The sequence below is a fragment of the Clostridium drakei genome, assembly GCF_000633595.2.
In the GTDB taxonomy this organism is placed as follows: Bacteria; Bacillota; Clostridia; order Clostridiales; family Clostridiaceae; genus Clostridium_AM; species Clostridium_AM drakei.
The window spans coordinates 20,911-47,004 of sequence record NZ_JIBU02000039.1 but is presented as its reverse complement, the minus strand read 5'-3'; the positions used below and the strand labels follow the sequence as shown (position 1 = coordinate 47,004).

The 26,094-nt window shown below is 28.4% G+C and carries 23 protein-coding genes; 20 read left to right on the top strand and 3 right to left on the bottom strand.

Translation table 11 applies throughout. The features are described 5' to 3' along the window. The first annotated feature begins 7 nt into the window (after window positions 1–7). Window positions 8–1,024, top strand: coding sequence for a CotS family spore coat protein (locus EG57_RS0218390; protein ID WP_032078607.1), 1,017 nt, complete (start codon window positions 8–10; stop codon window positions 1,022–1,024). Window positions 1,025–1,082: 58 nt separating this feature from the next. Here the strand turns inward: EG57_RS0218390 and EG57_RS0218385 are convergent, their stop codons facing one another. Further along, a complete protein-coding gene (locus EG57_RS0218385) occupies window positions 1,083–2,207 on the bottom strand; it encodes a glycosyltransferase family 4 protein (protein ID WP_032078606.1) in 1,125 nt (374 codons plus the stop codon). Window positions 2,208–2,321: 114 nt separating this feature from the next. Here EG57_RS0218385 and EG57_RS0218380 point away from each other — a divergent pair, with 114 nt between their 5' ends. The 12 genes from EG57_RS0218380 (at window position 2,322) to spoIIR (ending at window position 16,547) form a co-directional block, all read left to right on the top strand. Next, window positions 2,322–3,338, top strand: a complete 1,017-nt coding sequence (locus EG57_RS0218380; RefSeq protein ID WP_032078605.1) for a CotS family spore coat protein — start codon at window positions 2,322–2,324, stop codon at window positions 3,336–3,338. Between the two features lie 168 nt (window positions 3,339–3,506). Continuing rightward, on the top strand, window positions 3,507–4,373 hold the full coding sequence (gene yabG, locus EG57_RS0218375) for a sporulation peptidase YabG (RefSeq protein WP_032078604.1): 867 nt from the start codon (window positions 3,507–3,509) through the stop codon (window positions 4,371–4,373). A 203-nt stretch (window positions 4,374–4,576) separates the two neighbouring features. Next, window positions 4,577–4,813 (top strand): Veg family protein, encoded by a 237-nt coding sequence (locus EG57_RS0218370; RefSeq protein ID WP_029162455.1) that lies wholly within the window; start codon window positions 4,577–4,579, stop codon window positions 4,811–4,813. A gap of 367 nt (window positions 4,814–5,180) precedes the next feature. Continuing rightward, entirely contained in the window at window positions 5,181–6,740 is a 1,560-nt protein-coding gene (locus tag EG57_RS0218365; RefSeq protein ID WP_032078603.1) for a DUF3794 and LysM peptidoglycan-binding domain-containing protein, read from the top strand. A gap of 497 nt (window positions 6,741–7,237) precedes the next feature. Next, on the top strand, window positions 7,238–8,053 hold the full coding sequence (locus tag EG57_RS0218360; RefSeq protein ID WP_032078655.1) for a cyanophycinase: 816 nt from the start codon (window positions 7,238–7,240) through the stop codon (window positions 8,051–8,053). A 25-nt stretch (window positions 8,054–8,078) separates the two neighbouring features. Then, window positions 8,079–10,694 (top strand): cyanophycin synthetase, encoded by a 2,616-nt coding sequence (cphA, locus tag EG57_RS0218355; RefSeq protein ID WP_032078602.1) that lies wholly within the window; start codon window positions 8,079–8,081, stop codon window positions 10,692–10,694. 128 nt (window positions 10,695–10,822) lie between these two features. Then, entirely contained in the window at window positions 10,823–11,665 is an 843-nt protein-coding gene (ispE, locus tag EG57_RS0218350) for a 4-(cytidine 5'-diphospho)-2-C-methyl-D-erythritol kinase (protein ID WP_032078601.1), read from the top strand. Between the two features lie 143 nt (window positions 11,666–11,808). Continuing rightward, complete coding sequence (locus EG57_RS0218345) at window positions 11,809–12,003, top strand: CLC_0170 family protein (RefSeq protein ID WP_032078600.1); 195 nt, start codon at window positions 11,809–11,811, stop codon at window positions 12,001–12,003. A gap of 48 nt (window positions 12,004–12,051) precedes the next feature. After that, window positions 12,052–13,512, top strand: a complete 1,461-nt coding sequence (locus tag EG57_RS0218340; RefSeq protein WP_032078599.1) for a spore germination protein — start codon at window positions 12,052–12,054, stop codon at window positions 13,510–13,512. Window positions 13,513–13,527: 15 nt separating this feature from the next. Beyond that, window positions 13,528–14,640, top strand: a complete 1,113-nt coding sequence (locus EG57_RS26755; protein ID WP_032078598.1) for a GerAB/ArcD/ProY family transporter — start codon at window positions 13,528–13,530, stop codon at window positions 14,638–14,640. Next, complete coding sequence (locus EG57_RS26750) at window positions 14,630–15,796, top strand: Ger(x)C family spore germination protein (protein WP_032078597.1); 1,167 nt, start codon at window positions 14,630–14,632, stop codon at window positions 15,794–15,796. The genes EG57_RS26755 and EG57_RS26750 overlap by 11 nt, the downstream gene beginning before the upstream one ends. 100 nt (window positions 15,797–15,896) lie before the next feature. After that, entirely contained in the window at window positions 15,897–16,547 is a 651-nt protein-coding gene (spoIIR, locus tag EG57_RS0218325) for a stage II sporulation protein R (RefSeq protein WP_032078596.1), read from the top strand. 12 nt (window positions 16,548–16,559) lie between these two features. Here the strand turns inward: spoIIR and EG57_RS0218320 are convergent, their stop codons facing one another. After that, on the bottom strand, window positions 16,560–17,801 hold the full coding sequence (locus EG57_RS0218320; RefSeq protein WP_032078595.1) for an MGDG synthase family glycosyltransferase: 1,242 nt from the start codon (window positions 17,799–17,801) through the stop codon (window positions 16,560–16,562). A 323-nt stretch (window positions 17,802–18,124) separates the two neighbouring features. On the opposite strand from EG57_RS0218320, the gene ypeB reads away from it, so the two are divergent. From ypeB to rho, 7 genes are all read left to right on the top strand, one after another. Further along, entirely contained in the window at window positions 18,125–19,489 is a 1,365-nt protein-coding gene (gene ypeB, locus EG57_RS0218315) for a germination protein YpeB (protein ID WP_032078594.1), read from the top strand. 158 nt (window positions 19,490–19,647) lie between these two features. After that, on the top strand, window positions 19,648–20,631 hold the full coding sequence (locus tag EG57_RS0218310; RefSeq protein ID WP_032078593.1) for a DUF814 domain-containing protein: 984 nt from the start codon (window positions 19,648–19,650) through the stop codon (window positions 20,629–20,631). 53 nt (window positions 20,632–20,684) lie between these two features. Next, window positions 20,685–21,104: a YwiB family protein gene (locus EG57_RS0218305; protein ID WP_032078592.1), complete on the top strand. Its 420-nt coding sequence runs from the start codon at window positions 20,685–20,687 to the stop codon at window positions 21,102–21,104. A 103-nt stretch (window positions 21,105–21,207) separates the two neighbouring features. After that, entirely contained in the window at window positions 21,208–21,516 is a 309-nt protein-coding gene (locus tag EG57_RS0218300; RefSeq protein ID WP_032078591.1) for a hypothetical protein, read from the top strand. Window positions 21,517–21,820: 304 nt separating this feature from the next. Continuing rightward, window positions 21,821–23,434, top strand: a complete 1,614-nt coding sequence (locus EG57_RS0218295) for a CTP synthase (protein ID WP_032078590.1) — start codon at window positions 21,821–21,823, stop codon at window positions 23,432–23,434. Window positions 23,435–23,744: 310 nt separating this feature from the next. After that, a complete protein-coding gene (locus EG57_RS0218290; RefSeq protein ID WP_032078589.1) occupies window positions 23,745–24,086 on the top strand; it encodes a hypothetical protein in 342 nt (113 codons plus the stop codon). 177 nt (window positions 24,087–24,263) lie between these two features. Continuing rightward, window positions 24,264–25,760, top strand: coding sequence for a transcription termination factor Rho (gene rho, locus EG57_RS0218285; protein ID WP_032078588.1), 1,497 nt, complete (start codon window positions 24,264–24,266; stop codon window positions 25,758–25,760). A 59-nt stretch (window positions 25,761–25,819) separates the two neighbouring features. On the opposite strand, the gene rpmE is transcribed toward rho, so the two are convergent. Continuing rightward, window positions 25,820–26,038, bottom strand: coding sequence for a 50S ribosomal protein L31 (rpmE, locus tag EG57_RS0218280; protein WP_029159232.1), 219 nt, complete (start codon window positions 26,036–26,038; stop codon window positions 25,820–25,822). Window positions 26,039–26,094: the final 56 nt, after the last annotated feature.

Here is a 26,094-nt window from a genome sequence, read left to right as displayed (position 1 = left end):
TGTTAAAATGATAGAAAAATATAGTGAAAAGAGATATTTAGCTAGATATGATTTATGTGTAGATTTATTTAATGAATTTAATTTAGTTGTTTATGATGTTGTACCATTAAGAAGTGTTTATATGGTATCTACAGATAAGGGTCAGAAAATATTAAAAAGAGTAGAGTATACAGAGGAGGAATTAAAATTTATATATAATTTATCCCAATATATAAAAAATAAATTTTCAAGAGTTATGGATTTTGTTAAAAATAAAAATGGTGAAATTTATACAATATGGAATGGCAATATGTATTGTATTATGGATATGGTTGCTGGAACAGAGTGTGATTTTAGTAGCCCTGTAGACCTAAATATTGCAGCTCAAGGACTTGGAGAGCTTCACTTAGCTTCGGAGGGATTTAAAACTAATTTATCTAATAGATATAATACAGGTAAACTTATAGATCGTTTTAAAAGAAGAATTCAAGAAATGAACTTTTTTAATAATATAGCTAGTGCTCATGAAAATAAAAGTGAATTTGATGAAATATTTGTAGAAAATGTAGAATATTATATTAATGAAATAGAGAAAAGTGTTAATATGCTAGAAAAATCCTATTATTATAAACTTTGTGGAGAAGAAGATAAGATAGTTGTATGCCATCATGATTTAGCACATCACAACATATTGATAAATGATGCTAATGCCTATTTTATAGATTTTGATTACGCTATAATAGATTTGAAGGTACATGATTTATGCAATTTTATAAATAAAGTAATAAAAAATTTTGCATTTGATATAGAAAAAGCTGGAGAAGTAATAAAAAATTACCGCATGAAAAATGTTTTAAATAATAGAGAAATGGAAGTACTTAGTGCGATGTTAACTTTTCCAGATGATTTTTATAATATATCTAAAGCTTATTACACAAAATGCAAAGATTGGGATGAAAGCACGTTTCTTGAAAGATTAAAGAAAAAGAATGGATATAAAGAAGATAGACAGGAATTTCTAAATGAATTTAAAAAGTTAGTTTAAAAAGTTAAAGAAGTAAATTATTTATGAATTTACTTCTTTAACTTTTTAATGTATGTTTTTAACAATTTAAAGTTTTATTATATGCTGATAGAGTTTGTTTTGCGGTTTTTTCCCAAGATAATTCTGATGATCTCATAAGCCCTGAAACAATTAGAGTATTTCTTAAAGTTTTATCATTTAATATTTTGAGTATGGAATTGCTTAATTCATCAATATTATTAGGATCTACTAATAAGCCGCTATTTCCCAATACTTCAGGAACAGATGTGCAATTAGATCCTATAACAGGTACTCCACAGGACATAGCTTCAATGGGAGGAAGACCAAAACCTTCATAAAAAGAAGGATAAACAAATAATTCAGATGCATTGTATAAGTAAGGCAAATGATCTATTGAAATAAATCCAGGAAAAATTACTTTATCAGATATATTTAATTGTTCTACTCTTTTTTTATAAGTATCATAAGATTTCCCCTTTTTACCTGCTATGACAAGCAGCAGATTTTTTTTATAAGAATGTAATACTTTGCTGAAGCTTTCTATAAGACCAATAATATTTTTTCTAGGACTAAAACCTCCTACATATAGGATAAAATCAGTGTCTATGGAATAATGTTCTTTAATAATATCTTTACTTAATTTTTTGTTTAATGGCCTATATATATCTTCTGCTGCAAGAGGAGTTACATATATTTTATCTTCAGGAAACTTAAAGGCTTCAATTATGTCTTTTTTAGAGTGATTAGACACAGTAATTATTCCATCACATTGAGAAACAGTCATAGGAATTTGATCAGAAAAAATTTTTAAATATCTATCACTTACTGTTTCTGGCATTTTGTATGGGATTATATCATGAAGAGTGATAACAAAATTGCATTTTTTATCATAAGGAATACCAACACCATTTTGAGGTATATGATAAAGTTCTATATCTCTATGCTCTAAAATATTTGGAATGTTTATTTCATTCCAAAAATCTCCGCCCAATTTTTTGCTGATGCTATTTATTTTGAAATTATTTTTAAGTGATATGGTACATTTTGAGTTGTCAGGAGTAAAAAGTAAGTAGTTGTTTATATTATCAATTCGATTTAAGCAATTAATTAATTGATAAGTATAAGTACCTATTCCAGTTCCTCTATACCATTTTGCTGCTCGGGCATCAATTCCTATTTTCATAAGATTGTTCCTTTCAAATTTGTTATAATCTATTATATTAAAATTCTCTTAAAAATGTTAATAATCTTCTAAATTACATTTGTGCTTCATATAAATTTAATAGGGGTGATTAACATGATGAGAGAGTTTGAAATAGAAAGACAATTTAACATCAAAATTGAAAATATAAAACCAAATAGAGGAGTATATTTATTAAAAACGGATCAAGGTACAAAATGTTTAAAAAAAATAAACTATGGAACACAAAAGCTTTTATTTGTTTATGGTGCTAAGGAACATTTAATAGAAAATGGTTTTCATAATGTAGACAAATATTGTTTAAATGTAGATGGAAGCCCATATGCAATTATAAATGAAGATATATATACTCTGTCACAATGGATTGATGGAAAAGAATGTGATTTTAAAAATAAAGAACATTTAATTAAGGCTGCTAAAAGTTTAGCATGTATGCATATAGCTTCAAAAGGATATGAACCACCTGAGAATAGCAAGTTAAAGACAGATTTGGGAAGATGGCCCAATCTAATAGAAAAAAGAGTAAGATCAATGGATAAAATGCGTGATATGGGAAGAAAAAAAAGTGTCAAAAGTAATTTTGACTTAAATTATATGAAAACGGTAGAATTTTATAAAGATCTTGGTAAAAGAGCTTTAAATGTAATTTTAGAATCAAATTATATGGAATTTTGCAAAACTGCTGAAGAAGAAAAATCATTTTGTCATCATGATTTTACTTATCACAATATAATAATTGATGAGAAAGATGAAATAAACGTGATAGATTTTGATTATTGCAAAAGGGAAATAAGAACCTATGATATATCAGCGTTTATTATTAAAGTGCTAAAAAGATTGGATTGGAATATTGATTTTGCTAAACTTATAATTGATTCTTATAATGAAATCAGTCCACTAAAGCTTGAGGAATATAGGGTTTTATTTGGATTTTTACTGTTTCCTCAAAGGTTTTGGAGATTAGCAAATAGATACTACTATAGTGAGGTGAATTGGCCTCTAAGTACGTTTAATAATAAAATGGAGGAATTGATTTCTGAACAGGAAAAGTATATTAAATTTATTAATAAATTCAATGAAATGTATATTGAAGATCAAAATAAAAGTATATAGAATTCTTAATAGACATATAGAGCATTGAAAATTAATAATCATGCTAATATGTCTATTTTTGTTTTAGTATTATCTAAGTTTTTTATTTTTATCGTACATAGTTAAAATTCACCATTTTATAAAAAAAACATATTATAAAGCATAGTCTTATATTATGAGGGGTTGTATATGAAAATAGATGATATAGTTGTTAGAAAATCATATGGGAAGGATATTACTTTTAAGATTATAGATGTAAGGGAGAATGGTGGTAATATAATTTATACATTAAAAGGGATAAACTTAAGAATAATTGCAGACTCCCCAGAAGAAGATTTAGAAATTGTGCCTGACAATTCACAGACAAAATCAGAAGAAGTGTTTAGCAGAAAAGTAAATACATCGATTAAAAATGTTTTATCAAACAGACATGAAATTGATAGAGCATATAAAAATATAAGAACAGTTGATACTTCTAATAAGGAACTTACATTTGGAAGACCAGGAAGGGTATTACATGTAGATGGAGACCCAGAATATTTGGATGTATGTCTTAAGGTATATAAGCAGCTTAAGTTAGATGTAGTAGGTAAAAATATTATTGAGAGTGACCAGCCTAAGTTTATAGTTGATTTGGTAAAAAAAGTAAAGCCTGATGTAGTTGTGATTACAGGACATGATTCTGTAAGTAAGGATGTTAGTGATTATATGAATCTAGATAATTATAAAAATTCAAAGTATTTTGTTAAGTGTGTATCAGAGCTTAGAAATTACGAAGCTAGCTATGATGATTTAATTATATTTGCAGGAGCCTGTCAATCATGTTATGAAGCTATATTAGACGCAGGTGCTAATTTTGCCAGTTCTCCTAGAAGAGTATTAATACATTGTTTAGATCCTGTATTTTTATGTGAAAAAGTAGCTTATGCCAATATAGGAAAGGTAGTGTCTATACAAGAAGCATTACAGAATACTATAACTGGTACTAAGGGGATAGGAGGATTGCAAACTAGAGGTAAGTATAGAGAAGGGTTTCCTAAATCATCTTATGTGTAAATTTTATAATTTTTTAAGAATGGTTGTATATATGAGGAAGTGTAAGGGAATAATACCTAAGGTATTAAAAATTTAAAAATTTTAGATAGTTAACAAAAAATTAATATTGACAAAACAAATTGTTAACTGATAAAATAAAAAGTTTAGTTGACATTATATATGTTAGGATATATAATATAAAATGTGGAAAGAGGGTGTTTGTTGTGGAAAGAGGAAATGTATTGGCTTCAATAAAGAAAGATATTGAAGGTCATGTTGGCGATAAAGTGACTCTAAAAGCAAATGGTGGTAGAAGAAAAGTTTTTGTAAACAGTGGAGTAATTGAAAAAGCCTATCCTAGCATATTTGTAATTAGATTAGAAAGTGACACCCAAAGGAAAGTGACTTATAGTTATTCGGATGTTTTAACAAAGACAGTGCAACTCGTTTTTGCAGTATAATATTGGTACTAAATTTTAGTACCAATTTTTTTTATAGTTAACAAGAACTGACGTATAGCATGTACAATTAAAAGAAAGATGGTGGGTTTCCATCTTTCAACTATGGTATAAAAGGGTATTGAGAATTTATGAGAGGTTATATGGTCAACAACCATTTTAAATATTACCCCAAAATTTTGCAAATGTCAATATAGACAAACATTGGTCGACAATTTTAATAAAATAAAGTAATAAAAATGATGAATATTGTAATAGATTGGCTCTCTCTATACATTTATTTGTTTAAAAACAGTACAAGTTTTTATCATATTTCTTACTTACTACTTATATAAATAAATAGTAGGTTTTATGGGAGGGAGATACAATTATGGATATGGAGCTTATTAGAGAAAATATAGAATGTGAACAGCTGTTAACAGAAAACTTTTGTGACACAGTAGTTAAATCTGAATATGTTATACCGGATACACATCCTGATGTTAATCAGGTATTAATGCTTGATGCTAAACCATGTATTGTAAGTAAAGAAATGATGCAAGACAAAATTTTGGTAGAAGGAGAAGTAAAGTATACAGTAATTTATTTGGCAAATGAGGAGGAAGGTACAGGAATTTATAGCACGAATTATATAGGTAAATTTTCTAATTATGTAGACGTACCTGGGTCTGAGCATAAGATGATGTGCGATTGTGATTCTTATATTGAACATATGGAATGTAGTATAGTTAATGAAAGAAAGGTAGCTATTGAAGGAATTATAAAATTAAAAGCGGAAGTATTTAAAAATTATGATTTTAAAGTTATAAAAGATATTACAGGCTCTCAAGACATACAAATGTTAAAGAACCCTACAACTATGGATAAAATAGTTGGTACAGTTTCGGGAGATTTAGTGGCAAAAAGCCATATTCAAATTCCTATGGATAATCCTCAGGTAGGAGATGTATTAAAATGTGATGTCAAGGTCCATAAAAAAGAAACTAAGATTATGGAGGAAAAAGTTTCAATTTCTGCTGGAGTATTAGTATCGTTACTTTACAGAGCAAAAGATTCTAAAGATATAATGTATATTGAGGATGATGTTGATGTAAATAAAGAACTGGAATTAAAAGATGTAAATCCTATGATGGACAGCTATAGTACTTTTAAAGTAGATGCAATGGAATTTAATGTAAGAGAAGATGATTTGGGAGAAAATAGAATAGTTGATGTAGAGGCTATAGTAAAATCAAATACGAAAGTCATGTATAAAGAAGAGATGGATATAATAGAAGATGCATATTCACCTTATGAACTTATGAATATGGATAGAAAAGATTATCAAGTTAATGTTATGCATGGGCATTCTGATTGCAAGAGCATAGTAAAGGGCGCTATTGAGCTAAGTAATAGACCTAAGGTATCAAAAATAATTATGTGCTGTGGAGAAGCTTGTATTACAGATAAGAAAATAGTAGAAGATAAGGTAATTGTAGAAGGAGTCTTAAATGTAGAAGTATTATATAAAACTTTTGATGAGGAAAAGTATGTATATACAGTTAATGAAGAAATACCATTTAATTATGGAGTAGATATACCAGGATGTAAGATTGATATGCAGTGCATAGCAAAAATGTGTCTTGAGAATTTGGAAGCTTCCATTGAATTGGATAATATAGAAATAAAAGCTTTAGTAGATATATATGCTAGGGTTAATTATTCAACACATAAAGAACTTTTAGTGGATATAGTTCCTGTAGAAGGAGAGATACCTAAGAAAAATGCAAGTCTTACTATTTACGTTGTACAACATGGGGATACTATTTGGAAAATAGCTAAAAAGTATCGTACAACAATAGAATCGTTAGTGGAACTTAATGAAATAGAAGATGCAGATTTAGTAAAAATTGGAGATAAACTTATAATACCTGGAAGAGCTATAATATAAAAAATGCGAAGCATTTTTTAGAGGACATTTGACAGAGGACAATGAAGGTAAGTTTTCCTCCTAACGTCGGAAAACTAATTTATTTTTTAAAGCTTGTTTTGCTAACGCAAAATGAGCTTTAAACTTATATTAATCAGCAATGTTTCGCTTTAGCGAAACGAGCCATCAAAAGTTTAATTAAAGATTTTTTGCAGCAAAGCGGAGAAAAATCATCCTTCACTGTCCTCTGTCAATTGTCCTCTGTCCTCTAAAAAAGTTCCGTCGCATTGTGCTTAAAATAAAAACTATTAATTTATATTTTGTACGTATAAAATCGTGGATTTTCACGATTTTTTTACGTGTATAATAATTAAAAATGTGGTAAATATATAAAATATCTATGAAATAATTTTTAATAGTTTTTTCAAACATTTAGAAGAATTTATCTCTCTGCTTAATACAAAATATAAGTATTAAAGTAATAATTGTTGGAGGAAGAGGAGGCATATAATTTGGATTTGCAAGAAAAATTAGAGGGAAATTTGATAATAATAGGTGGTGCAGAGGATAAAAAAGGTCCTAAAATAATATTAAAAGAAGTATGTAATAGATTAGATAAAGAGGAAAATACATTGGTAATAGCTACTATTGCTTCGGAACTACCAGAGGAACTTGGGAATGAATATACAAAAATTTTTCAACAATTGGGAGTAAAAAATATAAAAGTTCTAAATATAAGAGATAGAAAAAGTGCTTTTGATAAAGATAATATAGAAGTAATAGATAGTGCTTCTTTAATTTTTTTTACAGGAGGAGATCAATTAAGAATAACTAGTTTAATAGGAGGGACGCCTTTATGTACAAAGATGAAGGAAGTTTATGAAAAAAAGTGCATATTTGTAGGAACTTCGGCTGGGGCTTCAGTTATGAGTGACACTATGGTAGTAACAGGCCCTAACGAAGAATCACCAAGAAAATGTACATTAAAAATGGCCCCCGGATTAGGTTTAATTAAAGGAGTAATAATAGATCAGCATTTTGCGCAAAGAGGAAGAATAGGTAGGTTACTTGTTGGAATAGCAGAAAATCCTGAAAGTTTAGGAATAGGTATAGATGAAGATACTGCAATTGAAGTTTATGATGATGGAAAATTTAAGGTTATAGGCTCTGGAGCTGTATATGTAATAGATGGAAGCCGTATAAGTTATAGTAATGTATCAGAACAGCATCCAGATGATATATTATCTATCTTTAATGTAAAGTTGCATATACTTAAGTATGGAGATATCTTTGATTTAGCAAATAAAAAACCCATTAGTAAATTTGATATTTAAATATAGGAGGAAAATATATTTAAAAATGAAAATAGACGATATTAAAGTTTTTAGTGGTAGAAATATATATTCTCACAGAAAATGTATAAAAATTAATGTGGATTTAGAAGGATATAGTGAAGTTCAAACTAAGGAAATAAAAAATTTTAATAAAAGATTGATTGAAATGATTCCTCAGTTAAAAGAACATAGATGTGGTATAGATGAAGATGGAGGGTTTGTGAAAAGAATCAAAGAAGGAACATATCTTGCACATGTGTGTGAACATATTATAATAGGATTACAGAACACTTTAGGTATGGATGTTTCTTATGGAAAGGCTAGAGAAATATCTGGAGATAAATATTATATAATATATGAGTATATGTATAAAAATGTTGCAATAAGAATTGGTAAAATGTCTGTAGCATTAATAAATTCATTAATAAATGAAACAACATTTAATTTAGAAAATGATTTAAAATTGTTAAAAATTATGTTAAGTGAAGAAGAAATTGGACCAAGTACATTAAGTATAATAACAGAGGCTAAAAAGAGAGGAATACCCGCTATAAAATTAGGGGAAGGTAGTATGTTTCAATTGGGCTATGGAAAGTATAGTAAAATTATAGAAGCAACTATTGATGGTGATACTAAAGCTGTAGGAGTGGATATAGCTTGTGATAAATTATTGTGTAAAGAACTTTTATACAATCAATGTTTACCTGTAGCAGAAGGTGATGTAGTAAGAAATGTCTTGGAATTGCTATTTAAAGCCAATAGAATAGGATATCCAGTGGTTTTAAAACCACGATATGGAAATCAAGGTAAAGGTGTATTCGTTAACATAAAGAGTGAAAAAGAACTTGTTAAGACCTATAGAATGTTATCTGAAAATTTTAAGGACATAATTATTGAAAAAAATATATTTGGAAAAGATTATAGAGTATGTGTTGTAGATTATAAAGTAGTGGCAGCATCTGAAAGGATACCTCCTTATGTCATAGGAGATGGAGCAAAAAGTATAAAACAGCTTATATATGAATTAAATAAAGATTCAAAAAGAGGAGAAGGACATGAAAAGCCACTAACTAAAGTAAAAATAGATGAAGAATTGAAGTTAAGCATTTTAAAAAAAGGTTATAATTTAGATAGTGTTATAGAAAATGGGGAAAAATTGGAATTAAGAGAAAAGGCTAATTTATCTACTGGTGGAGAGGCAATAGACTGTACCGATGATATGTGTGAAGAAAATATAGAAATATGTGAAAGAACAGCTAAAACTATAGGACTTGATATATGTGGTATAGATATATGTTGTAGTAATATAGGTGAACCTATAGGGGATGGTGCTATAATGGAAGTAAATGCAGCACCAGGTATAAGAATGCATCATTATCCAAGTAAAGGGTTAAGTAGAAATGTGGCAGGTAATATAGTGGATATGATGTTTAAGGATAGTCCAAGAAACATACCTGTTATATCTATTACAGGTACAAATGGGAAAACTACAACAACAAGACTTATAGGACATGTGATGACCTTAGCAGGATATAATGTTGGAATGACCACCACAGGAGGAATATATGTAGATAATAAATGTATAGAGAAAGGTGATACTACAGGATATAATAGTGCCAGGGCTATTCTTGGTAATAAAGTAATAGATGCTGCAGTATTGGAAACAGCTAGGGGTGGCATAATAAGAAAGGGACTTGCTTATGATTTAGCAGATGTAGGAGTTATTACAAATATTACCGAAGATCATTTGGGTATAGATGGAATAGAAACTATAGAAGATTTAGCATATGTAAAATCATTGGTTGCAGAAGCAGTAAAGTATGATGGGTATGTAGTTATAAACGCAGATGATCCTGTTAGTCTTAAAATTTTAGATAGAATTAAAAGCAACATAATTATGTTTTCAAAAAATAAATATAACCCTGCACTTGTAAAAAATATAAAACAAGGTGGATATGGTGTATATACACATGAAAATACTATATATGTTGAAAAACAACAAAAGGTAGTATCTATGGTAAAGGTTCAAGATGTGATGATTACACTAAATGGTAAGTTAACATACAATGTAGAGAATGCTATGGCTGCTTGTGCAGCACTTATAGGATTAAATATTAAGTATTCTGTTATAAGGAAAGGATTAACTAATTTTTATGGAGATGAAAATTATAATCCAGGAAGATTTAATATGTATGAAATAAATGGAGTTAAGGTTGTATTAGATTATGGACATAACATAGAGGGGTATAAGGCTGTAATTAATGGAGCTAAGGAGATAAAACATAAAAGGTTAATAGGGGTAATAGGTGTTCCGGGAGACAGAACTAATAGTAGTACAGAGTATATAGGCGAGATTTCTGGAAAAAGCTTTGATTATATTTATATTAAAGAGGATAAAGATAGAAGAGGGAGAGAAGTAGGTGAAATTGCAGATATAATAAAGAAGGGTGTTATAAAATCTGGATTTAATGAAAGAAAAATTGATGTTATATTAGATGAGAAAGAAGCTTTAAAAAAAGCTATAGAAGATTCGACAGAAGGAGATTTAATTATAATATTTTTCGAAAATTTAGATCCTTTAGTAAAGCTAGTAAAAGAAAAAATAAATATGGATAAAAAGCAGCTTGCAGTAACATTTTAAATAGACATTAAATCTTATAAATTAAAGCTATACCTTTAAAAATTTATTTTTTAAAGGTATAGCTTTAATTTTAATCTTGTATTATACTATTTTTTAGTATTATATTTAAGTGCTTCTGGAGGATAAAAATGTTAATAAAGGCTTATGCAAAAATTAACTTATCATTGGACGTAGTAGGAAAAAGGGAGGATGGTTATCATACTTTGCAAATGATAATGCAGACTATAGATTTATATGATTTAATAAACATTAAGAAAACTGATAAAGGTATTAATATAAGTTGTAATAAGCAGTATATACCTACAGATGAGAGAAATCTTGCCTATAAAGCAGCAGAGCTTTTCATGAAAACTTATAATGTATGTGAGGGCATAGATATTTATATAAAGAAATATATACCTGTTGCAGCTGGGTTGGCAGGAGGAAGTACAGATGCAGCAGCAGTGTTAAAGGCTATGAGAAATATGTATAGGCCTGATATAAGTGATGAAAAAATTATGAAATTAGGATTAAACATAGGAGCAGATGTACCTTACTGTGTTGTTGGAGGAACAGCACTTTGTGAAGGTATAGGAGAAAAAATTACAAAACTTAATAGTTTTAAAAACCACATTTTAGTTGTGGTGAAGCCAGCTTTTGGAGTATCTACCAAAGAAGTATATAAAAATTTGGATATAAATAAAATAAAGAGACATCCTGATACAAATTTATTAATATCAAGTATAGAAGCTAATAATTTAAATTCATTAGCAAGGAATATGAAAAATGTATTAGAAAATGTTACCTTATATAAACATGTAGTATTGAAAGACATAAAGAAAGAGATGATTAATATGGGGGCACAAGGAACACTAATGAGTGGTAGTGGGCCTACGATATTTGCATTTTTTAGTGATATGTTAAAAGCTCAATTGTGTTATGATAAAATGAAGAAAAAATATAGGGAAACTTTTATAACAAGGACAATTTAGGTGTTAATACTCAGTAAAGAGATATATAAAATTAGAAATTAATTTCTAATTTTATATATCTTTTTTATTCTTGTATTATGAATAAATAGTTTTATAAAAGTTAAAAATAAGCTAAGGTTACCTAAAAAGTTAGAGGTGATACAGTGAGAATAATTAAAATATTTAATGGCTATTTTTTAATGTTGATGGTTATACAAGGATTGGTACTAGCTTTTTTTGATTCAAGAAGTTTTAGTAAAAGAAACTTAAGAGATGTAAGTAAAAAGGCAAGATTTTTAGGCATAGGTTTTATTATAATATCTGTTTGTCTTTATTTAGTTAATGTATTTACAGTATAGAGGAATATTAAAGTTTCTGTATTAATTAATTTAAGGAAGTGGTGATCGTTGAAAGAACAAATAAGAGATGAAATAGTTAAAAAAGTTAGCGATAACATTTCTTATATAAAAGATTTATTAGAAGGAAGTTCTGATATAGTTTATAGGGAATTTTACATAGGAGAATTTAAGTCTGCATTAGTGTATGTAGATGGTATGGGAGATAAACTACTTTTAGATGATTATGTGTTAGAAACACTTATGATTAGAGGGAGTAGGATAACAAAAGTAGAGGAAATAAAAAATAGAATACTAACAGTTTCCGATTTGAGAGACGTAAAAAAGCTTAGTGAAGGTGTTAATGCAGTGCTTTCTGGTGATACATTAATGTTCATTGAAGGCCTTGAAACTTGTTATATTATAGCCACTCGTGCTTGGCCTACCAGAGGTGTATCAGAACCATCTGGGGAAACAGCAATAAGGGGAGGTAGAGATGGCTTTACAGAAATTGTAAGATTCAATACTGCATTGGTTAGAAGAAGAATAAGAGATACTAGATTAAAGATATCACCTAAAAGCATAGGAACAAGATCTAAAACTGATGTAGTAATAATGTATATTGATGATATTGTAAATAAGGGTGCACTAGAGGAGCTCTTAAGTAGGATAAATAAAATAAATATAGACGCTGTATTAGATAGCGGATATATAGAGCAACTCATAGAAGATAGTACATTTTCTGTATTTCCACAAATACAGAGTACAGAAAGGCCAGATGTGGTAGCAGCAGCATTATATGAAGGAAGAATAGCTATATTGGTAGATAATTCTCCATTTGCACTTATAGTGCCTACAACTCTGCCTAATTTATTTCAAGCACCAGATGATTATTACCAGAGATGGATTAATGGATCAGTAGTAAGACTTATAAGGTTTTTTTCAATAATTATATCATTAATACTTCCACCGTTATATGTTGCAGTTACATCATTTCATACATCTATAATCCCTACGAAATTGGCTTATTTTATTGCAGCATCTAGAGAAGGTGTACCTTTTCCAGCATTTGTAGAGGCACTAATCATGGAGGTAAGTCTTGCTTTTTTACTTGAGGCTATAGCAAGATTACCTAAGCCTATAGGAGCAACTATTGGTATAGTAGGTGGTCTTATAATAGGTCAGGCAGCTGTAACGGCTGGAATAGTAAGTCCGATAATGATAATTATAGTATCTGTCACCGCAATAACAAGTTTTACGACTCCTAATTATCAAATTACATCTGCTTTTAGAATATTGAGGTTTCTTCTTATAATAGCATCATCAATATTAGGCCTTTATGGAATTATGATAGGACTAATATGTATACTTGTACACTTAGTAAGACTTAGAAGTTTTGGGGTACCTTATTTAGCACCACTGGTTAATCCTCGAATGAGTGATTTTAAAGATATGTATATAAGATTTCCGTTAAAATGTTTTAAGAAAAGACCAGAATATATGAATACAGAAGATAAAGTACGACAAAAATAGAGGTGAGTACATTTTATGATTAATAAAAATTCTATTACATCTTTTGGATTATTTTCTACAGTTGTTGTGAGCATTGTAGGAATAGGAATATTTGCTTATCCTAGTGAATTAGCCACTGTTGTTGGTAATGATGGATGGATTGTAACCTTATTGGTTGGGTTTATAGCTTATGCATTAGCATATCTTATATATAAAGTGGTTAAAATCAATAATTTTAATAAATTTCTTGATTTAATGGAAAATAATTTTGGAAAGATATTTGGTGGGATTTTATCAATAATTTTTGTAGCTTATACTACATTTTCAATGGCAATAGGAATGAGATCTTTTGTAGAAGTAATAAAAATGTATCTTCTAGAAAAAACACCTACTGAATTTTTGATTGTAGTGACTATAATTACAGGAAGTTATCTTATAAGAGGTGAAATTGATAATTTAGTAAAATTTAATGAAATTGCCTTTGGAATAATGTTTTTGCCTATAGGTTTAGTACTTTTGTTGACTTTAAATCATTTAGATTTTACAAATATTTTTCCAGTATTCAACAATGCACCTATCAATTATTTGAAAGGAATGAATACTGCAGTATTTACATTTACAGGATTTGAATTGATGTATTTATTTTTACCATTTGTAGGCAACAAAGCAGGAATAAAAAAATGTATCTTAAAAAGTATTGGTTTTGTGACAATATTTTATACAATCATAGTAATATTTTGTATATCAATTTTTTCAAATGAGCAAACGGAAACTTTAATATGGCCAACTATAACCATGATAAAATCTATAAATATACCTGGAGCTTTTATAGAAAGATGGGAAGGTATAGTAATGGCTATGTGGATAATATTTTATTTTACAACTTTTATTAATTATTATTATTTTTCTGCAGATATAGTTAAAGATGTATTTAAGTTAAAAGATGTAAAATTATCAATGTTGATTATAATTCCTTTTATATATGCTATATCAATGTACCCACAAAATATAGCTGAGCTTTATGAGATGGGAAAAACAGGGACACATGCATTTGCATTATATGTGTTGATTGTACTTCCTTTATTATTACTTTTAATAAATAAAGTTAGGAGTAATCAAGAAAGGGGAGTTGAGCAAAATGAAACTTAAAAAATTTCTACCATTAGTATTGATTTGTTGCACTTTTACTGGATGTTGGGACAAAGTTGAAATAGATAGAAAAAGCTTTATATCTGTTGTAGGTGTGGATGTTGGAGAACAAATAGATAAAAAACCTAAAGAAGTAAAGTCAGACGATCCTTATAATGGTGTCAATGTTAAAAGGATACATGTTATTTTAGGATCTCCAGATATAAGTAAATTAGGGCCAGATAAAGGTGGAACTGCTGAAGATATATATATAGATACAGATGCTTATTCAATGGAAGATGCTATAAGCAAGGCTAGTGCTAAAACTAGTAGGATTGTAAAATTTAGTCATACAAAGCTTTTAGTATTAAGCAGTGAAATTTTACAACACCCAGATACTTTAAAAGAGATAGTAGACTATTTGCAAAGGCAAGCTTCATTAGATAGGATGATGGATGTAGCTATAGCAAAAGGAAAGACAGAAGATTATATAAAATATAAACCCAAAACAGAAAAAAATGTTGAAAGTTATATAACTGGTTTGATTGAAAATGATGCAGGAAATGCTGTATTACCTGTAACGTTAAATAAATTTCTTGTATCATTAAATGAAAATGGGAATATAGCATTGCCAGTTATGGAGATAGATAAAGATAAAAAAGAACTGAAAATGAGTGGAGCTGGGATAATAGAAGGTTATAAATTGAAGGGATATTTATCACCTATACAAACTGTTAATTTACAAATACTAAAGGGTAAACTTCATGAGGGTAAGAAAGCAATATATAAAGATGGGCATCCCGTAGATGTTTCATTTAATAGTACAGGTAGAAAAATAAGAGTAAAGGATGTTGATGGAAAACTTATATTTAATGTGTATATTAATTTAGAAGGTGAACTAAAGGAGTACTATATAGATAGTAATTTAGATTCCAAAAATGAATTGAATATTATAGAAAATGATTTTAATAAATCGTTAAGGGAAGAATGTGAACAGTTAATTAGAATTACTCAAAATGAATATCAAGTTGATCCAGCGGAATTAGGAGAATACATAAAAAAGTATCATCCTCAAATCTGGAATCAAAAGAAGAATAATTGGCCTGAAGCATATAAAAATTCAGTAATAAATGTTAATGTAACTACAAATATAAGGAGAATAGGGGTATCAAAATAACTATAATTCTTAGAAAGACTAATAAATATATTTAGGGTGAATATAACTAAAATATGTGTCAATAATACTAATAACAAATTATAAATGGGGGATAAAAGTTATGAAAAAGGTTTTAGTTATTTTTATTTGTATTTTAGGTATATTTGCCTTAACTGTTAATAGAACAAAAGTAAGTGGTGATTCTGTTCAAGAAGATATAGCTTCTAAAATTATAAGATTTCATGTAATAGCAAACAGTGACTCAAAAAGTGACCAAGCTCTTAAGTTAAAAGTTAGAGATAAAGTTTTAGAGTATATGCAGCCTAAGTTAAAAAATTCAAAAAGTATAGAGGAATCTAGAGAAATAATTAGAAAAGATAACAATGAAATAATAACGATAGCAAAAGATGTAATAAGCAAAAATGGATATAATTATGTTGTTAAAACCACATTATCTAATGAAAACTTTCCTATAAAAACCTATGGCAATATAACATTGCCACAGGGAAAATATGAAGCCTATAGAATAATTATAGGAGATGGTGAAGGTCAGAATTGGTGGTGTGTAATGTTTCCGCCTTTATGTTTTGTTGATATTACAAAAGGGGAAGTTTCTTATAAGGAAACAGAGAAAGATATGAAAAAGGTTCTATCTCCTGAAGAGTATAAAATGATAGATAATCAAATAAGTAATTCTGGTAATAAAAATAGTATAAAAGTTAAATTTAAGATTTTAGAATTATTAAAAGATAAGAAAAATCCAGTGAAATAAATACTGGATTTTTTAGTTGTTTGCAAAAATTTTAATTGCTGTTTTCAGGAAGTATTCTTCAACAGATTTAAAAAATGTTTTAATATTATTATCCTTTTCATAATCTTTATCAAAGTTTTTTAAACTTGAAATGCTTTTGTTTTTTATTAAGTATTTTATTAGTTCAACTATTCTATCTCCGCTATCAGGCTTTGAAAATTTACTGCAGTTTGATTTCATAACTTCCAATTTATCTTCAAATTGTAATAGGTTTTCTATAGTTTCTTGACATTTGTTAGTATCAGATAGATTAATTGCTAAATTATGATTTAAAAGAAATTCTGCATTTTTTTCTTCTTGTCCTGGAATTGGAGAAAAGATTCCCAAAGGGATTCCACATATAAGAGCTTCTGTTATTGTAAGCCCACCAGGTTTAGTTAAAAGTAAATCACAAGCTTGCATATATTTATTGACTTTGTCAGTAAATCCTATTATCTTAGTAGGTTTTGTTGAAGTCTGTTCTAATATTGATAGTTCATTATAAAGTTTTTCGTTTTTACCTGTTATTACAATTATTTGAATATCTTTATTTACTTTATTAAGCTCATGGTATACATCTGTAATTTTACCCATACCTAAACTTCCACCCATAACTAGGATAGTAAATTTGGAAGGGTCCAAGTTCAATTCCTTTAAGGTATCATCTTTCTTATATTTGTCCATAAAGCTAGGGTTTACAGGTATGCCCAAATCGTGAATTGTGTTTTTTGGTATTCCCTTGGATACCATGTCTTCAACCATGTCTTTGTTTGAAACTACATAAGCATCTATGTAAGAATGTAACCAAGATCCATGGGGATAATAATCCGTGATTATGGACATAACAGGTATATTTAAATTATATTTAGATTTCATTATAGATACCATTTCTGTTGTAAATGGATGAGTACATATTAAAATGTTAGGAGAAAATTCATCAATTAGTGGTATTAGTTTGTAAGTCATGATTTCGTTAAATTTAGCACTAATAGTATTAGTAATTCCATAATCCCCTTCTGAATAATTGTATAATTTCCCATAAAGAGAAGGAGTAACTTTTAAAGTTTTCAAATAACTTCCAATTACTACCTTATCAATTATTGGATTTATATATTTTAACGTATCTATAATTTTTATTTCAGATTCAGGAATTTTTAAATTTATATAATCTTTTAGTGCTTCTGCAGCATGACCGTGTCCTCCACCTGCAGAAACTGAAAGAATCAAAAATTTCATTTAATCACCTTCTGGTTAAGTATGTAATAACATTATATAAAATATAAGAGCAATAATAAACAAGTTTAGATAACATTTAAGAAAAAATTAATATAAGTAAGAAAAATTTAATGTTAAGATAATATGTTTACATACTATATATTGTAATTCAAAAGTTTATTTTATAGTTGTAATTTTTTATTATTATTTAATTTATTTTTGACTCTAAGATATGGTTTTATTCATAATATTTAAGAAAATGGATACATAATGAATAACAATTAATTAAATATGGATAATATAAATAAGTTGTATTTAAAATAAGCATTTTAGGAGGAATTTTTATGAAATTTACTAGAAAGAGAATAATATATACATCTGTAGTTGCATTAATAGTAGTTTTTTCAAGCACTTTTGCAATCCTTATGACTCTTGAAAGGACGGATTATAGGAATTATCTTCAAGGAGAATATAGTAAAAATATGTATGACCTTATAAGTTCAGTGCAAAACATAAGAGTAGATTTAGGAAAAGCAAATGTAGTTGGATCGAAGGAACAAAGTATAGTTGTATTTGAAAATATATTCAGATATTCAGCTATAGCAAATGACAAACTTCATTCCTTGCCAATATCTCAGCAGGTTATAGGAGATACAAGTAAATTTGTATCTCAAGTAGGAGACTTTTGTTATACTTTAGCTAAAGTATCTTCCGAAGGAAGAGAATTAACTGAGCAAGATTATAATACTATAGATAGGTTGAAAAATGAATCTTTTTCGTTGGAGAAGCAATTAAAACTAGCATCTGATGAAATAAATAATGGTAAGGTTAAGTGGGGAGATATAAGAAAGAAAACTAGTAGTGTTCTTGCTAGTAATAAAGAACCGTTAATAAATGATCAGTTCCAAGGTATACAAAAACAAGTAACTCAATATCCTGCATTAATTTATGATGGACCATTTTCAGATAATACTTTAAAAATAAATCCTAAAATAAATTTACAAAAGCAAATTTCACAAAAAGAAGCAGAACAAGTAGTTACCAAAATTATAGGCAAGGACAAAATTCAAACTATACAATCAAAAGCTAGTACAGGAAAACAAAATATAGATACATATAGATTCCAAGTAGCTATCAAGGGAAGAAAGAATAGTGATATAATTTGTGAAATAAGTAAACATGGTGGAAAGGTAGTATATTTGATTGATAATAGAGCTATAAATAAAACTAATGTAGACTTTAATAAATCTGTTGATATTGGAAGTAAGTATTTACAAAACATAGGATATAAAAATATGATTCCTACGTATACGCTAAATTACGGAGATACTGCGCTAATAAATTATATATATACACAGCAAAATGTTAGAATGTATCCTGATCAAATAAAGTTGAAAATAGCTTTAGATGACGGTAGTATAATAGGAATAGAATCAGAAAAGTATCTTGTAGCACATGAAGAAAACAGAAATATACCTACACCAAAGGTAAGTGAAGATAAAGCTAGAGAAAGAGTAGGGAAAAGGCTTAATATAAATAATATAAGACTCGCTATAGTCCCAACAGAAACAAATAATGAAGCATTATGCTATGAATTTTCGGGAAATTATAAAGATGATAATTTTGTAGTGTATATAAATGCAGAAACTGGATATGAACAAAAAATAATTCAAATTATAAATACTCCAAATGGTAAACTTACAATGTAAACAATGATATAGATCAAAATTCTTTATAGTTTTGCAAAAAATATACGATTAAGAAAATTAATCTATTGATAAAGTGCTGAAAATTAACTAAACTATTACTTAGAAGTTTTAAAAATAAAAGCAGGACTAATTTTATAGTCTACAGGAAAGGTGATAATATGACAAAAGCACTTGCAATGATGTCTGGGGGACTAGATAGTGTATTAGCAGCAAAACTTATAAAGGATCAAGGAATAGAAGTAATAGGAATATGTTTTAAATCTTATTTTTTTGGACCTGATAATGCCATAAGAATGGCTAAACAGATAGATGTTCCTTTAGAAGTCGTTGATTTTTCAGAAGAGCATTTTGAAATGGTTAAAAACCCAAAGCATGGATATGGGAAAAATATAAACCCTTGTATTGACTGTCATGCAATGATGATGAATTATTCAGGTAAAATGCTAGAAAAGTATGAAGCCGATTTTATAATAACAGGTGAGGTTTTAAATCAAAGGCCTATGTCTCAAAATAAAAGTTCATTGGATGTAGTAAAAAAAGAATCTGGATTTAGTGATAAGATATTGAGACCATTATGTGCTAAAAATCTTGCTCCAACAAAGATGGAATTAGAAGGATTAGTTGACAGAGAAAAACTTATGGACATATCAGGAAGAAGTAGAAAAGTTCAAATGGAGTTAGCAGAAAAATGGGGTATAAAGGATTATCCATCACCAGCAGGAGGTTGTAAACTTACTGAGCCTAACTATGCAAAAAGATTAAAAGATCTTTTAGATAAAAAGGAAGATGTAATTGCTAGGGATTTGGGAGTTTTAAAATATGGAAGACATTTTAGGGTGTCAGAAAAAGCTAAAATTATTTCCACGAGAACTGCAGAAGAAGCACAAGAAATAAAGCAATACTTAACTAAAAAAGATATGATATTTTTGGCAAGTGATTTTAATGGATCTATGGTTATGATAATAGGAGAAGCAACTGAAGAAGATATAGAATTTGCAGCAAAAGTTACTGGAAGGTATTGCAAAGGAAAAAATGAAGAAAAAATAGAAATTAAATATGGATATTATAAGCAACCTCTGGATAAATTCATGGAAGTTAAAGCTGCTACTGAAGAAGAACTAAATAAATATATATTACCATAAAATTATAAAGACTAAGCTTATATTTTAACCGTCAGTACTATGGGGGGGATTTTATGAAAAAAAAAGCTATTATATCTGTGTTAAGTAAGCAAACTGAAGATACAGATGATATTATTGAAGTAGTAACGCCAGGAAATTTTTATAAAAAGGATAACACATACTATGCTATTTATAAAGAAACTAAAATTTCAGGAATGGAAGGTACTACAACTACATTAAAGATAAGCGAGGATAAATTTTTGCTTATAAGGTCAGGAAGTACTACTAGTAAAATGGAATTCCACAAAGGCAAAGAAGATATATCCATGTATGACACTCCTTATGGAACATTGGAGCTGAAAACTAAAACAAAAAAATTAATTGTTAATTTAGATGATGATGGTGGAGAAGTATTTATAGATTATATTATGAGTATTTCTGGACATAAACCTCAAAATACATTGTTAGAAATAAATATAAAGACGCAGCAATAATATTATGCTGCGTTTTTTACTTTATTATGTATTAAGGTTTACAAATTGAAAATTGTGGCAATATTATTATTAACTATATAAATAAAATGGGAAGGTGAGTATTATGTCTAAGTATTTTAATGATAAGAGAGAACAATATGAAAAGATAATAAATATTTTATGTGAGTACAAAGGCATAAGTAGAGAGAAATTATTAGAAATATTAAAAGATAAAGAATGTAAATATCTATTTTTTCTATTGATAAAAAAATATGGATGTGATGATATGAAGATGATACAACAAGACTTTCCAAGCATAAATACAAAAAATATAAATAGTAATTTTAGAAAAGCAAGAGAAAAGATATTGTTAAATACAAAGATAAGAAACATGTATTTTGAAGCAGAGAATATATTGGAAAGTATAGAGTAAAATATTTTTTAAAGAAAGGTAAAAAAAAGAGTAGCATAACAAATAAAAATGTGGTAGTATATTAAGTATGTTTTAAAACGTAAAAATACCATTATATAATATATAGGGTATTTTTTATTATAAAACTAATAAAAAAGTTTGTCAACAAATATTTTAGCATAATTGAATAAAAGTTTAAGATAAGCAGTAGACTATATATTTATAGTTTGCTGAGGAGCGTTTTTCTCTCAAAGTAAAAAGGGAAAACTAGAAATATTATAAAACATAGGGGGTGAAGACTGCTTTTTTTTAAGCAGGAAGTTTTATGAGTACAAAATATGTGTTTGTAACTGGAGGAGTAGTATCCTCATTAGGAAAAGGAATAACAGCAGCTTCGTTAGGAAGACTTTTAAAGAATAGAGGATTCAAAGTTTCAATTCAAAAGTTTGATCCATATATAAATATAGATCCAGGAACAATGAGTCCCTATCAACATGGTGAAGTTTTTGTAACGGATGATGGTGCAGAGACAGATTTAGATTTAGGACATTATGAAAGATTCATTGATGAAAGCTTAAGTAAGAATAGTAATGTTACTACAGGAAAGATTTATTGGTCTGTAATTTCAAAAGAAAGAAAAGGAGATTACTTAGGTGGTACTGTTCAAGTAATTCCACATATAACTAATGAAATAAAATCAAGAGTATATAGAGTTGCAAAAGAAAGAGATGTAGATGTAGTTATAACTGAAATTGGTGGAACTATAGGAGATATAGAATCATTACCATTTTTGGAAGCTATAAGACAGATAAAATACGATGTAGGAAGAGAAAATGTTTGCTTCATACATGTCACACTTGTACCATATCTTGGAAAATCAGGTGAGCTTAAAACAAAGCCGACTCAACATTCAGTAAAAGAATTAAGAAGTATAGGAATACAGCCAGATATAATAGTTTGTCGTTCAGAAAAACCTCTTTCTGATGATTTGAAAGAAAAGATAGGTTTATTCTGTAATGTAGATAGAGATGCTGTAATTCAAAATTTAGATGCAGAAAATTTATATGAAGTTCCTTTAATGCTTAGTAAAGAAGGATTAGATAATTTGGTTTGTCGTAAGCTAAATTTGCAGAGTAAACCAATAGACAATACAGAATGGATTAGCATGGTAGACAGAATTAAAAACCTTTCAAAGAATGTTACAATAGGTTTAGTTGGAAAGTATGTTGAATTACATGATGCATATATATCAGTAGTTGAAGCCTTAAGTCATGGTGGATATGCTAATGATGCTAATGTAAATATAAAATGGATAAATGCAGTAGATGTTACCTCTGAAAATGTATCAGAGTATCTAAAAGATGTGGATGGAATTTTAGTTCCTGGTGGATTTGGAGATAGAGGAGTAGAAGGAAAAATAGAAACAGTAAGATGGGCTAGACAAAATAATGTGCCTTTCCTTGGAATATGTCTTGGAATGCAATGTGCTGTAATAGAATTTGCTAGAAATGTAGTAGGATACAAAGAAGCTCATAGCTCAGAATTTAATGAAGATACAAATTATCCTGTAATTGATTTAATGCCAGACCAAAAAGATATAGATGAAAAAGGTGGCACTATGAGACTTGGAGTTTACCCATGTAAGCTTTTAAAAAGTACTAATTCCTTTGAGGCTTATGGTGAAGAAGTTATATATGAAAGACATAGACATAGATATGAATTTAATAATGAATACAGAAAAGCATTAACAGATGCAGGGCTTATTTTATCAGGAACAAGTCCAGACTCTAGACTTGTTGAAATTGTTGAAATAAAGGATCATCCTTGGTTTGTAGCAGTTCAATTTCACCCTGAATTAAAATCAAGACCTAACAGACCACATCCTTTATTTAGAGAATTTATAAAGGCATCTTTAGATAATGGTGATGTTGAACTTTAATTAAAAATATTACATTGTTTTTACATTGTTAAGTTAATATAAAACCTGTTTGGTTAAAAGTTATATTTAGTACTATTACTATTTGCACAAATTTAGGTGTAATATGTATAGTAATGCTAAAATACGCTTTTCACTAAATAGGTTTTTATTTATTTTATCTCAATTTAAAAATATTTTTATCTGGATATTTTCTTAGTGACGTAAGAAAAATGTTGTATGAAAATAATAATTGTAGAATTTTCATGAAGGATTTTAATGATATGTATAGAAATAATATATATAAAACTTTGTGAAGGAAGGGGTGACTTTTATGTTATTAGGTATGGATATAAGTATTGCATTGAAAAATTTTAATGGGTCTTATGATGTTAAAAAATTTTCTCTATTTGAAACAAGTAAAATTAGTGAAAGATTCCCTTCTTTGAAATTAAAAACTGTTAATAAAGGAATCAATATTGAAGTAAAATGTCCTGTTTGCGATAACTTTCATTATTATAGATATAGTTTTAATGAGCTTATAAAAGGTGAAGTGATAGTTGGAGGGTGTGAAATACTAGGAATTCCTCTATTTTATATAGGTAACTATGATAAAGTGAAACAAAGAGTAGATAGATGTAATAATGTTAATAGAAGTTTATATGCTATGATGTGAATATACTTAAATTAAAAATTTACTTAGATATAATATTTAATGTGAAAAATGTGGATTAAAATAAAAAAAAGGGGTATAATGTATTGTACGGTATATTCTTTTAAATTGGAATTCTCTTAAACGTTTCCCTAAGATTATAATAAATTGTGAAAACTTAATATTGTGAGGTGTTATTTTTTGGTGACTAAGGATATAGAGGGCATGACTGTTGCTGAATTGAAAGTATTGGCAAAAAGTCTTGGAATTAAGAATATATCTAGGTATAAAAAATCTGAATTGATGGAAGAAATTAAAAAAGTTTCTCCCGCATCTATTGAAAAGGATGGAAAAATACTTAGAGAAAAAATAAGCCCTAAAAGTGAATCAATAGCTAATGACAATGAAGTTCAGTCAGAAAAAGAAACAAAAAATCAAGAAACAAAAGTAGTGGCTGATAAAAAAGTAGTAGCTGATAAAGTTGAAGAACATAAAAACAATGAAGAACATAAAACTAATGAAGAAGAAAAAAGAGAAAAGCTTAAAGAGATGATAAATGAATCTGATACAGCAAGAGGAGTACTAGAAATAATAGAAAATAATAATTACGGATTCTTGAGAGGCAGAAATTATTTAACGGGACCAGATGATATATATGTATCCCCATCTCAAATAAGAAGATTTAATTTAAAAACTGGTGATGAAGTTCAAGGAAAAGTTAGAATTCCTAAAGAAGGAGAAAAGTTTAAGGCGCTGCTCTATGTAGAAAAGGTAAATGGTGAAAATCCAGAAAGAGCAGTTGGAAGAAAACCATTTGAAACTCTTATTCCTATCTATCCAAATCAAAGATTGAATCTAGAGACTAATCGGGAAAATTTATCAACAAGACTTATGGATATAATATCTCCTATAGGTAAAGGACAAAGGGGAATTATAGTTGCTCCACCTAAAGCAGGTAAAACCACTCTTCTAAAAAGGATAGCTCAAAGTATATCTGCAAATCATCCATTAGTTAAACTCATTGTTGTTTTAATAGATGAAAGACCTGAAGAAGTTACAGACATGCAAAGGAATATTAAAGGTGAAGTTATTTATTCAACATTTGATGAAGAACCTGAACACCATACAAAAGTTGCGTATATGGTACTTGAAAGAGCAAAAAGAATGGTAGAACAGGGTCAGGATGTAGTAATTTTACTAGATAGTATAACAAGGCTTTCTAGAGCATATAATTTAACTATAACTCCTACAGGTAGGACTCTTTCAGGTGGATTAGATCCAGGAGCATTAATAATGCCTAAAAAGTTTTTTGGTGCAGCAAGAAATATAGAAGAAGGCGGCAGTCTTACTATACTTGCTACAGCACTTGTAGAAACAGGAAGCAGAATGGATGATATGATATTTGAAGAGTTTAAGGGTACAGGAAATATGGAAGTACATCTTAATAGAAGACTTCAAGAGAGAAGAATATTCCCTGCTATAGATGTATATAAATCAGGAACAAGAAGAGACGATTTATTATTTGAAAATCAAGCAGAGAAAGACGCTGCATTTAATATAAGAAAAGTTTTATATGATGAAAACAATACTCAAAATGTTACAGAGCAGTTAATAAACCTTCTGTCAAAGACAAAAAATAATGAAGAGTTTATAAATTTGGCCAGTAAAATGGATATGACTAAGAACGTGGATAAATAATAAAACCTGTCCTTTCAATGCAAAGGACAGGTTTTTCAATAAGTTTTAAGAAAATCAAATTACTTATCATCTTCCATAGTTAAGTTAAATTTCTTCATAAACTTATCAACTCTTCCACCAACATCAACTAATTTCTGTTTACCAGTGAAGAATGGATGGCATTTAGAGCATATTTCAACTTTTAATTCCTTTTGAGTTGAACCAGTTGTAAAAGAGTTTCCACATGCACACTTAACTACCGTATCATGATGGTATTCTGGATGTATGCCGTTTTTCATATTTTTCACCTCTCTCGGTTTGAGGATATACCTCTATTTTAACTATTGTATTATAA